10 protein-coding genes are annotated in these 11,936 nt (G+C 43.0%); 8 read left to right on the top strand and 2 right to left on the bottom strand.

The genetic code is table 11. From position 1 onward, the window contains the following. The 4 genes from NMM13_RS08445 to NMM13_RS08460 all read left to right on the top strand — a co-directional run bounded on the left by NMM13_RS08445 (position 1) and on the right by NMM13_RS08460 (position 5,497). Positions 1-1,791, top strand: coding sequence for a V-type ATP synthase subunit A (locus NMM13_RS08445; RefSeq protein ID WP_041826169.1), 1,791 nt, complete (start codon positions 1-3; stop codon positions 1,789-1,791). Further along, the gene (locus NMM13_RS08450) at positions 1,778-3,163 is read left to right on the top strand and encodes a V-type ATP synthase subunit B (protein WP_003002370.1); all 1,386 of its coding nucleotides are present in this window, start codon (positions 1,778-1,780) and stop codon (positions 3,161-3,163) included. Before NMM13_RS08445 ends, NMM13_RS08450 begins: the two co-directional genes overlap by 14 nt. Positions 3,164-3,166: 3 nt before the next feature. Further along, positions 3,167-3,790 carry a V-type ATP synthase subunit D gene (locus tag NMM13_RS08455; RefSeq protein WP_003002380.1) on the top strand — a complete coding sequence of 208 codons (624 nt, stop codon included), beginning with the start codon at positions 3,167-3,169 and terminating at the stop codon, positions 3,788-3,790. A gap of 594 nt (positions 3,791-4,384) precedes the next feature. Beyond that, positions 4,385-5,497 carry a LysM domain-containing protein gene (locus NMM13_RS08460; RefSeq protein ID WP_254728449.1) on the top strand — a complete coding sequence of 371 codons (1,113 nt, stop codon included), beginning with the start codon at positions 4,385-4,387 and terminating at the stop codon, positions 5,495-5,497. 82 nt (positions 5,498-5,579) lie between these two features. On the opposite strand, the gene NMM13_RS08465 is transcribed toward NMM13_RS08460, so the two are convergent. Then, positions 5,580-6,749: an MFS transporter gene (locus tag NMM13_RS08465; RefSeq protein WP_254728450.1), complete on the bottom strand. Its 1,170-nt coding sequence runs from the start codon at positions 6,747-6,749 to the stop codon at positions 5,580-5,582. 418 nt (positions 6,750-7,167) lie between these two features. Further along, positions 7,168-8,085, bottom strand: coding sequence for a helix-turn-helix domain-containing protein (locus tag NMM13_RS08470; RefSeq protein ID WP_254728451.1), 918 nt, complete (start codon positions 8,083-8,085; stop codon positions 7,168-7,170). Between the two features lie 212 nt (positions 8,086-8,297). Between NMM13_RS08470 and NMM13_RS08475 the strand changes: the two genes are divergently transcribed. From NMM13_RS08475 to NMM13_RS08490, 4 genes are all read left to right on the top strand, one after another. Next, entirely contained in the window at positions 8,298-8,900 is a 603-nt protein-coding gene (locus NMM13_RS08475; protein ID WP_254728452.1) for a hypothetical protein, read from the top strand. Between the two features lie 690 nt (positions 8,901-9,590). After that, the gene (locus NMM13_RS08480) at positions 9,591-9,872 is read left to right on the top strand and encodes an autorepressor SdpR family transcription factor (RefSeq protein ID WP_031572731.1); all 282 of its coding nucleotides are present in this window, start codon (positions 9,591-9,593) and stop codon (positions 9,870-9,872) included. Then, the gene (locus NMM13_RS08485) at positions 9,859-10,494 is read left to right on the top strand and encodes an SdpI family protein (protein ID WP_254728453.1); all 636 of its coding nucleotides are present in this window, start codon (positions 9,859-9,861) and stop codon (positions 10,492-10,494) included. Before NMM13_RS08480 ends, NMM13_RS08485 begins: the two co-directional genes overlap by 14 nt. A gap of 657 nt (positions 10,495-11,151) precedes the next feature. Further along, positions 11,152-11,928, top strand: a complete 777-nt coding sequence (locus tag NMM13_RS08490) for a dimethylarginine dimethylaminohydrolase family protein (RefSeq protein WP_150905024.1) — start codon at positions 11,152-11,154, stop codon at positions 11,926-11,928. The last annotated feature ends 8 nt before the right edge of the window (positions 11,929-11,936 follow it).

Raw genomic sequence — 11,936 nt, forward strand, 5'->3', positions numbered from 1 at the left:
ATGACTCAAGGAAAAATTATCAAAGTTTCCGGTCCCTTGGTGGTTGCATCAGGGATGCAGGAGGCCAATATCCAAGACATTTGCCGGGTCGGCGATCTTGGTTTGATTGGCGAAATTATTGAGATGCGGCGTGACGAAGCCTCTATCCAAGTATATGAAGAAACGTCTGGAGTCGGTCCAGGAGAACCAGTGGTCACAACCGGAGCTCCCCTTTCTGTTGAATTGGGACCAGGTTTGATCTCTCAGATGTTTGACGGGATCCAACGCCCCTTGGAACGCTTCCAAGAAGTGACTGCCAGTGACTTTTTGGTTCGTGGGGTGCAAGTTCCAAATCTAGATCGGGACACCAAATGGGCCTTCGAACCAAGTGTGACTGAAGGGACAGAAGTGGTCGCTGGAGACATCGTCGGTACCGTTCAAGAGACCAATATGGTGGAACACCGCATCATGGTACCCTTTGGTGTCAGTGGACGTGTGACCAAGATCGCAGCAGGTTCTTACACAGTAGAAGAGCCGGTTTATGAGATCGAGCAGGCTGATGGTAGCCTCTTTACTGGGACCCTGATGCAAAAATGGCCGGTTCGTCGAGGCCGTCCCTTTGCACAAAAACTCATTCCAGTAGAGCCTTTGGTTACCGGTCAACGGGTCATCGATACCTTCTTCCCTGTGACTAAGGGTGGAGCTGCAGCTGTTCCTGGTCCTTTCGGAGCTGGAAAGACAGTTGTGCAACACCAGGTGGCTAAGTTTGCCAATGTAGACATCGTAATTTACGTTGGTTGTGGAGAACGTGGAAATGAAATGACGGACGTTCTGAATGAATTTCCAGAATTGATCGATCCAACGACTGGTCAATCCATTATGCAACGGACTGTTCTGATCGCGAACACTTCGAACATGCCAGTAGCGGCGCGTGAAGCTTCCATCTACACAGGGATTACTATTGCCGAATACTTCCGTGATATGGGCTACTCCGTTGCCATCATGGCGGACTCTACTTCTCGTTGGGCAGAAGCTCTCCGTGAAATGTCTGGTCGTCTAGAAGAAATGCCAGGGGATGAAGGTTACCCAGCCTATCTCGGTAGCCGGATCGCCGAATATTACGAGCGGGCAGGTCGGGTCAAGACACTTGGAACCACTGCGCGCGAAGGTTCGATTACCGCTATCGGTGCCGTTTCCCCTCCAGGTGGAGACATTTCAGAGCCCGTAACGCAAAATACCTTGCGAATTGTTAAGGTCTTCTGGGGCTTAGATGCTCAATTGGCCCAACGCCGCCACTTCCCAGCCATCAACTGGTTGAGTTCTTATTCGCTTTACCAAGATGAAGTTGGTCGCTATATCGATTTACATGAACAAATCAGCTGGTCTGAAAAAGTGACCCGCGCTATGAATTTGCTTCAAAAGGAAAGTGAATTGCAAGAAATCGTGCGCTTGGTTGGTCTAGATTCCTTGTCTGAAAAAGACCGCTTGACCATGAATGCGGCCAAGATGATCCGTGAAGACTACCTGCAACAAAATGCCTTTGATGAGGTCGATACCTATACCTCTTTCAGCAAGCAGGTGGCCTTGTTGACCAACATTTTGACCTTTGATCAAGAAAGTCAAAAAGCTCTAGAATTAGGGGCTTACTTCACAGAAATCATGGAAGGAACCGTGGCTCTTCGAGACCGCATTGCCCGTAGCAAGTTCATCCATGAGGATCAATTGGCAACCATCCAAGCCTTGAAAGAAGAAATCGTAGAAACCCTACACCAAATCGTCGCAAAAGGAGGAGTAGACAATGAGCGTGATTAAAGAATACCGTACTGTCAGCGAAGTTGTTGGCCCCTTGATGATTGTCGATCAGGTCGAAGGGGTTCACTACAATGAACTCGTAGAAATCAAGCTTCATGATGGAACGACCCGTCAGGGACAAGTCCTCGAAGTCCAAGAAGACAAGGCCATGGTCCAGCTCTTTGAAGGATCTAGCGGGATCAACTTAGAAAAAGCCAAAGTCCGCTTTACCGGACGTCCCCTAGAACTTCCTGTGTCTGAAGACATGGTCGGACGCATCTTTAACGGGATGGGAAAACCCATCGATGGCGGTCCGGAGATTATCCCAGAGAAATACTTGGACATTGATGGACAAGCCATCAACCCTGTTTCGCGGGACTATCCAGATGAATTTATCCAGACAGGGATCTCAGCCATTGACCATTTGAATACCTTGGTTCGGGGCCAAAAACTCCCAGTGTTCTCAGGTTCTGGTCTTCCTCACAAGGAGTTGGCGGCTCAGATTGCTCGTCAAGCGACGGTTCTTAATTCTGAAGAAAACTTCGCCGTGGTCTTTGCGGCTATGGGAATCACCTTTGAAGAAGCCGAGTTCTTTATGAACGACCTTCGGGAAACCGGTGCGATTGACCGCTCTGTCCTCTTTATCAACCTAGCCAATGACCCAGCTATCGAGCGGATTGCCACTCCTCGGATCGCCTTGACCGCCGCCGAATATTTGGCTTATGAAAAAGATATGCACGTCTTGGTTATCATGACGGATATGACCAACTACTGTGAAGCCCTTCGGGAAGTCTCCGCTGCCCGCCGGGAAGTTCCAGGTCGTCGGGGCTATCCAGGTTACCTTTATACCAACCTCTCAACCCTCTACGAACGTGCAGGACGCTTGGTTGGAAAGAAAGGATCTGTGACCCAAATTCCGATCCTCTCCATGCCGGAAGATGATATCACCCACCCCATCCCTGACTTGACAGGCTACATCACCGAAGGTCAGATTATTCTGTCCCGCGATCTCTACAATAGTGGTTACCGCCCACCGATCAATGTTCTTCCATCCCTTTCTCGTTTGAAGGACAAGGGTTCTGGTGAGGGGAAGACTCGAGAAGACCATGCGGCGACCATGAACCAGCTCTTTGCGGCTTACGCCCAAGGAAAGCAAGCCAAAGAACTGGCTGTAGTGCTTGGGGAGTCTGCCTTGTCAGATACCGACAAGCTCTATGTTAAATTTACGGACCGCTTTGAGCAAGAATACATCAATCAAGGTTTCACCACCAATCGGACGATTGAGGAAAGTTTGGATCTCGGTTGGGAACTCTTATCCATCCTTCCAAGAACAGAGCTTAAACGGATCAAGGATGAGATGATTGACAAGTATCTGCCAAACAAAGAGGATTAGCCTATGGCACGATTAAATGTAAAACCAACTCGGATGGAGCTTAATATTCTCAAAGAGCGCCTCAAGACAGCAACCCGAGGGCACAAGTTGCTCAAGGATAAGCGGGATGAACTTATGCGTCGCTTTATTGAAGCTGTGCGTGAGAATAATCGTCTGCGCCAAAAGGTGGAGGCAGCGCTTGTGGGCAATATGCAAGATTTCGTGATGGCTAAGTCCTTAGAGAGTGACCTCATGGTAGAAGAAATCTTTGCCGTTCCTACGCGAGAAGTGATGCTTCATATTGAGGAAGAAAATGTCATGAGTGTGCGCGTGCCCAAGCTCCATGCCCGTATCGATAATCCATACGGAGATGATGAAGGGGACGTGGTTTATAGCTACTTAGCCTCCAACAGTCAAATGGATAGCACCATCCAAGAAATGGGGGATCTACTCCCAGATTTGCTCAAGTTAGCGGAAATCGAAAAAAGCTGCCAACTCATGGCAGATGAAATCGAGAAAACCCGCCGTCGAGTGAACGGACTCGAGTATGCGACCATCCCAGACCTCAAAGAGACTATCTATTATATCGAAATGAAACTCGAAGAAGCCGAGCGCGCCAACCTCGTCAGAATCATGAAGGTAAAATAAGATACATCAAGATACAAAGCCGTTCAGCAACTCAAAGGAAAATAGGGAGCAGGACAGAAGCACTGTTGTATAGAATGCTTCGTTGTCCTGCCCCCACAAGGCTGATTAGGATTTTTCCGAGCTCTTAAAGCGAGAGAAAAATCCAATCAGCTACTGTGCCTTTGAAGTTAGTACTATTACAGTTTGCGTTTTTCACACAGCATTTAGGGTGTGTTCAGTTATAAGATACTAAGGCTGTAAAAAACAAAGTGAAAATAGGAAATTCTTGCAGTGAGCGATGCTCACAAGAGAATTTATCTTTTTCACACAGCTTTTCAGCCGGCCTCAATTACTTAAAAAAGACAAGAACCTCATCGAGGAACCGCTCCTTGATGAGGCTTTTTTACGCCCTCGCCCTCTTCTTCCACCACCCTCTTTTTATGTTACTAGTTTGTAACAATGTGACAAGAAAGACGAAATGTTACAAGAAAAATACAGTTTTGTTAAATAGCCAAAAAGGCCTTTTATTATTTTTAAATTGTGATAAGATAGTATGGTAGTTAATTTGTCCAAGAAAATCTTGAGCAAAAAAACAAAGAAAAAAGAGGATAAAAGATGAAATTAAAAGTTAATACGAAAGCCTTGATCGCTTCAACAGTAGCTCTTGCAGTGATTCCCTTTACAAAAGCCACTGCAGAAACACTTGAAGATTGGGTAGCTCGCTCAGTAGATGAAATCAAACATGATATCCAACAAAGCGGTGAAAACCAACAAACTTATACCATCAAATATGGTGATACATTGAGTTCGATCGCAGAGGCGCTTGGAATCGATGTACATGTGTTGGCAAACTTGAACAACATCAGCAACATGGATTTGATCTACCCAGGTACTGTTTTGAAAACAACAGTAAATGATCAAAAAGAAGTAACTTCAGTTGAAATCCAAACTCCTCAAGCAGGTTCGACAGATGCAACCGTTGCAAGTGCTGACTTGACAACAAACCAAGTGACAGTTGATGACCAAACAGTCGCTGTCAACGATTTGTCTAAACCAGTAAACGAAGATAACAAAGCGGTTCCAGTTGCTCCAGCAGCGGAAGCTCCAGTAGTTGAAGTACCAGCAGCTGAAACACCAGCACAACCAGCTGTTCCAGAAACACCAAACTACGGTGCTCCAGCTGTAAATGTTGAAGTTCAAAATCCAGAAACAGCCCCAGCTGCTGCTCCTGAAGCTCCAGCAACTCCTGAAGCTCCAGCTGCTCCTCAATCTGCTCCAGTAGCAGAAGAAGCTCCAGCACAACCAGCAGCAGTAGAAACTGCTGCAGCACCTGAAGTGCAACCAGTAGCATCAACTCCAACAACTGGTAATGCTATTCCAACTGATCCAAATCTTCAACCGCAAGCGGAAGCTTTCCGTCAAGAAATTGCAGCGAAATTCGGTATCACAAACATTGGTGGTTACCGTGAAGGGGATCCAGACGATCATGGTCAAGGACTTGCAGTGGACGTAATGGTCCCAACCAGTTCACAACTCGGGGATCAAGTTGCCCAATATGCGATTGACAACATGGACCGTGCAGGTATTTCATATGTTATCTGGAAACAACAATTCTACATGCCAGTAGACAACATTTACGGACCAGCTAACACTTGGAACCAAATGCCAGACCGCGGTGGAGATACAGCAAACCACTATGATCACGTGCATATTTCATTTAACGGATAATAAAACTTCGAACTAGGACTAGCTCCTAGTTCTTTTTTGTGTACAAAAAAGCCGGAAGACGAATCTTCCAGCCGGACGATGCTTATAAAATATGATCGACTTTTTCCACCTGATAAAGGGCAATCGCCATGATAATGGTTAAGACCAGTAGCATAAGAATGGCAGGTGTCCAAGAGTGGAAGAGAGATTTACTGTAGCCGAAGAGGATGGGACCAAAGGCTGCAAAGACGTAGCCACCTGTTTGGGCAAGACCGGAAAGTTGAGCTGTTTTTTCAGGTGTGCTGGATTTCATAGAGAAAGCGACCATGAGGTAAGGGAAAAGCGAACTAACGGAACTTCCAATCAGGGCATTTAATACCAACCAGTAGAAGAAGTTGCTGGTCGGGATTAAGAGCATGGCTACCCCCAGAATCCCTGCTCCGACAACAATCGTAAGCATCAAGCGTCGATTGCGATCGGATAACCGTGTGGTCAAACTTGGGATCGTCAGGGAGAATGGGAGACTGATCAGGGTGAACACGGAGGCCAGTAGTCCAGATTCAACCTTTGAAAGGCCAGCTTGAACAGCCATGGTCGGAAGCCAAGTCATACTTGTGTAAAAAAGCAGTGACTGCAAGCCCCCAAAAATCATGATAGCCCAGACATATTTATTGGTATACCACTTGCTACTAGATTCTGTAGTAGCCGTCTTTTTTAGATGGTGGTTGTAGTGAAGGTTAGGAATCCAGATGACCAAAGCAAGAGCACACAAGGCTGTCAAGATGTTGACCAAACCTTGCCAAGAAGTGGCTTTGGTGATCGGAACAGCGACAGAAGAGGCGATCGCTGTGGACATCCCCATAGAAGTGATGTACAAAGTGGTCAGAATGCCTAGTTGGCGGGGTCTGTTCGCTTGAATCAGGCTTGGAAGCAGCACATTGAGAAAGGCGATGCCAGCTCCAATCAAGATGGTTCCCAGATAGAGGAAGGGGAGGTTGATAATCCGAATGGCAGATCCGATCGTAATCGCGATCAAAACTAGGAAAAAGAGGCGCTCAATCCCCAACCTTTTAGCAAATTGAATCGCAAAAGGTGAGAAAATGGCAAAGGTGAGAAGTGGTAAGCTAGTCAATAGTCCCAGAGAGCTCACATCTACCCCCAAACCAGCAGCGATGTCAGACAAGACCGTCGGAAGCGTAGTAAATGGTGTTCGTAAAACAATCCCAAGCATAATGATGCCCGGGATGAATAGCGTAGAATGTGTTTTTTTCATAAATCCTCCTCAGACAAAAATTCTCTTCATTATAACATAGATCGAGCATAAATTGGAGTATTAGTACAAATGAAGGAGAAGGATCGTAGTTCTCACTGTCGTTCGAACTGCGTCAACGTACCTAAGTTCGCTAACGTTGCTAAAGGAATAAGGACCGTAGTTCTCACTATCGTTCGAACTGCGTCAATGTACCTAAGTTCGTCTGCGTCTCTATTGGACTTGACTCACTAAGGTACATAGAAAAAAGCCACCGGTTTTGGTGGCTCTTATAGGGAGATTATTATGAAAAAGTTTAGGATTTTCTATCAAACAAAGTTAGGAGGTCTTCATTTGATGGTTTTATTATAAGGCGGTTTGCTTAAAGAAAACTTAAGAAAAGGCGCTGACCGAAAGAATCGGTCTAAAGTCTGAGACGTCTTTATTCACTGAAGAAATCAATACCGGTTTTGTTGAGTTCATTGACCCGTAACATGAATTTTGTCTTGATTTGAACAAGCGGGCTTCCGAAATTTTCGAGGGCAATCAAGCCTTCCAAGGCTTTTAGGACCTGTTTGGCACGGTAAACCCCTTCCTTGTCATTTAAGCCAAGGAGGGCATAGACCTGCATAAATTCTAACTGCATGGAAATACTGGTATTTAAAATCGGTTTGCGCTTGCGAAGCTGGTTAATCGATTGAAGAAAATTTAGAGCTTCTAAGTAGAGTTCTTTTTTTATAAGATAGTTGGCTAGATTTAACAGCAAAGAGGCCAATGCATTGGCAGAGTAGGCAGAATAACTGCTTTCAAAAAGTTCCAAGGATTCCTTTCGAATCTTAGCGACGACTTCATAGGGCAAGACAGATAAAAGGGCAATGGTGAAGTCTTGCTCAATTTCATTTTGATAGGCAAACGGCACTTCTTGAGCGATTCGTTGAATCGACACAGGTGCGTCTTCCAGGTGGATTTCTTTTCCCATCGCGTTATTGACATTGATTTCAAGCGAGCGCAAATAGAGTTGCCAGAGCTCTTTGTTCTCCTCGGCAACAGGCGATTTTTCGTGTTTTAAGCGCTCAATGATAGACAGAAAATCCATATTTTCTTGATTGATATGTTTCATCAAAATGGGGCTGAAATTTTGAATGGTTAAGCCAGGATAATGGGACAAAAAGGTGTCCCAATCCACCCCCATAGACAGCAAGAGGCGAGAGAAGGTCTCGATGGTTACCCCTTTTTGAGAACGCTCAAATTGGCTGAGGAACTGAGGAGAGACAATATCTGAAGCGACTTCTTTTAGAGAAAGACCGCGTGCTTCACGAATCTTACGAAATGTTGGACCAAATGGCGAAGATGAGGACATAGGGGGGGCTTCCTTTCAATTATCATACTATTAGTATACCTCAAAAAGGGATGTAATTAAACTCAGAGTTTAATTTTTGACAAAAAAACTAGAAATTCTTCGATTTTTAAGAAAAATGAAACTATAGTTTACATGGCCCTTTTTTAGGGAGGGATTTTTGATAAAATAAGGTCAATTCTAGAAGATACGCTTATAACAAAAGGAGATTTACAATGACGACACAAGAAATTTTACAGCTATTAGATGAAAAGCGCGTGCTAACAGCCCCTGCAGCAGTTGCTTGGGATGAAGTTCAGCGCCAACAAAACCGATTAAATAAAGCAGCGAAGAGACTCAATGGGCCAATCACGGTCACACTGGCCCTCAATCTTCTTTTTGCCTTTACGATTTTTCTCTTAGAACAAAGTCACCTGATGCACGGTTTTCTACTGATGCTCGGATTGATGGGTGGGTTGATTGCGATCAAATATTTTGTATTTGTAGCCCCAGCCAAGCAGGCTCTTGCCAATGCCCGGGCTCTTTATAACCAGGAAATCAGCCAACCAGCCTACCAACAAGGGATGCAAGGTTTCCCACAAAAATTTTATAATTACCACGACCTCTTCCGACTATATAACTTAATTGCAGAAGGCCGTGCCTCTACCTTGCCAGAAGCCTATAATCTGCTTGAAATGCAACAATTCCAAGAAACGCAAGTGAATCTGCAAGAGGAAGCCAATGCCCTACAAGCTGATATCGCACGTAGCTCAAGGGTCAGCGCCGTTGCTAATGTAGTCACTGCTTACAATACTTATCGCATCCACAAAGATATGTAATGTCAAAAAGATAAAAGATGAAAAACCTCCCAAGAGTCATGATCAAAAATCAGAGCTCTCGTGGAGGTTATTTTATTGTTTTGTAAAAAGTAGTTTCAAACTGCATCCATGTACCTAAGTTCGTCTAAGCCCCTATTGGACTTGACTCACTAAAATAGTAAGGACCGTAGTTTTCGCTTCGCTCAAACTGCATCAATATCTCTAAATTCAGTTGAACTCTCTGAGTTCACCTCATTAAGCATTATAAGGACCGTAGTTCTCACTAGAGTTCGAACTGCATCAACGTACCTAAGCTCACTAACGTTTGCTAAGGGAATAAGGACCGTAGTTTTCGCTTCGCTCAAACTGCATCAATATCTCTAAATTCGGTTGAACTCTCTGAGTTCACCTCATTAAGAGATATAGAAAAGCCACCGGTTTTGGTGACTCTTATAGGGAGATTATTATGAAAAAGTTTAGGATTTTCTATCAAACAAAGTTAGGAGGTCTTCATTTGATGGTTTTATTATAAGGCTCATTTCTTAAAGAAAACTTAAGAAAAGACACGGTCTATAAGAATCGGTCTTAGGTCTGATAATTTTTTTACAACAGACTCTATTTAGATTTTTTTCTAAATAGAGTTGACAAAATGATATGGAAGGTTTACAATCTATTTAGAAAGATATCTAAATAGATTAGAGGAGATAGAGAATGAATTTTGCGCAAACATTTAAAGCTTTATCAAATCCGATAAGAAGAAGTATCTTAGAACTGCTAAAGGCGGGGAAATTATCTGCTGGAGATATCGCTAGCCACTTTGATGTGGCAGGGGCGACCATTTCCCATCATTTAAGCCTCCTCAAGCAGGCAGATTTAATTCGAGAGGAAAAAGAAAAGAATTTTATCTACTATGAACTCAATACTTCTGTCTTGGAGGATTTAATGGTCTGGCTCGTTGATTTGAAAGGAGACTCTACTGATGAAAACGAATAAAAAACTATTGCTATTAACTTCTATGGTGATCCTTTTCCCCATGCTTTGGGGGCTGATGATTTGGTCGCAATTACCTAACCAAATCCCGATTCACTTCAATTTTGCTGGCCAGCCCAATAACTTCCAATCGAAACCCCTGGTTGTGTTTGGTCTTCCTATTTTCGATCTCATGGTGCATCTGTTTATGATCTTTATGATCGGTCGCGATTCTAAGAATAGCGCTATGAATGAAAAAATGATCAGAGCGATTTACTGGTTGACCCCAATCGTTTCCTTAAGTATCTCCTATCTCATCTATAGCAAGGCGCTTGGATCTACTACCAATCCATCTGTTTTTGTTTCGGTGTTGCTGGGTCTTATCTTTGTGATCATGGGCAATTACATGCCTAAGTTGAAAGTGAATCACACGGTTGGAATCCGTCTGCCTTGGACTTTACAGAGTGAAGATAACTGGCACAAAACCCATCGCTTGGCAGGGAAGTTGTGGGTCCTCGGAGGTTTGATCCTTCTACTTGAAGCTGGTCTTCAGTTCGCCGTCCCTTATGTACTGGGGATCGTCATCCTCACCATTGTTCTCATTCCGATCCTGTATTCTTATCAATTAAGTCGGAAAAATCGTTAGCATGAAAAAAACCAGAGAAGAACTAGTTGGGAACTGTTTCTTTTCCGGTTGTTTTTGCTTGTTTTCATAAAAATAGATTAGGTTACATCTAAACATACGCTCTTAATAAATATGAAGCAGTTGACATTTTTCTTGATAAAATTAACCAAATTCGAGAAGAAAAAAGTAGTGAAAAAGGTAGTGATTCGATTGATTTATATTGCAATGTACTCAAATGAACAAAAAGAAAAAAGCCTTTGAAATCAACGTTTCAAAGGCTTTTAGCTTAATTATTTCACTTCTATATAGATATCAACCGATATCAACTTTCTATTTTGAAATACCAAAATACTTGATATTATATGTTTTTGAAACTAGTTTCAAAGTGCTAATATTGACATGCAACAATTAAGTGGTAGAATAGAAATAGAACATGAATTGTTAACTAGAAAGGAATAATCTCGGAAACAATATTGTTAACATTTTCATGTAAAACAGGAAAAATGATGTGCAATGAACTTAGTTTTATTGTATTTCAATAGTTGCTTAAAGTAAAGATGGAGTCCATTATATGTCCTGTTGTTATTTCCTCCACAAAAATGTAAGCGCATACACAACAGGGCATGTTTTCGGTTGTATCACTCAGACTTTACAGGATATATTAGAGAGGTGTAATTTATGAAACGCTTTAAGAATGTAATTGTTCGTATTCCTGGAAGAGGAATTAGTGAAGGTATTACTTCTAATCCAGAACTTGGAAAACCTGTTTATGAAAGTGCATTAGTTCAACATGAACATTATGTTGAAGCTTTAACTAAATGTGGAGTCAAAATTAATGTGTTACCACCAAATGACGATTTTCCAGATTCATGTTTTATGGAAGATACTGCACTCTGTACGGATAAATGTGCTATAATTTCCAGACCAGGTGCGGATACTCGTCGAAATGAGACTCAACTAGAAGACTTCCGTAAACTGCTGTCTAGTTTTTATTCAAATGTTCATGAAATTAAAGCTCCAGGAATGGTTGAACCTGGCGATATTATGATGGTTGGCGATACCTTCTATGTTGGGAAATCAGCCCGTACAAATGATGAAGGTTTTGCACAGATGAAGGAAATATTAGAGGGATATGGTAAAACGGTCATTCAAGTCCCGTTGGAAGAAGTATTGCATCTTAAGACAGGAGTAAATTATTTAGAGGATAATAATTTATTGGTTGCTGGTGAATTTGTTGATAATCCTTTATTTGAATCATTTAATAAGATAGTTGTTGATTCTGATGAAGCATATGCCGCAAACTGTATATGGGTTAATGGAACTGTTATTGTTCCGGCCGGATATCCTAAGGTTCAATCTGCTGTTGAACATTTAGGATATGATGTTCTTGTTGTCGATACCTCTGAATATCGTAAAATTGATGGTGGTTTGAGCTGTCTTTCATTACGTTTTTAATAAAACAA

Origin of the sequence: Streptococcus sp. CF8_St5-11 (assembly GCF_024295625.1) — a bacterium.
GTDB lineage: Bacteria > Bacillota > Bacilli > Lactobacillales > Streptococcaceae > Streptococcus.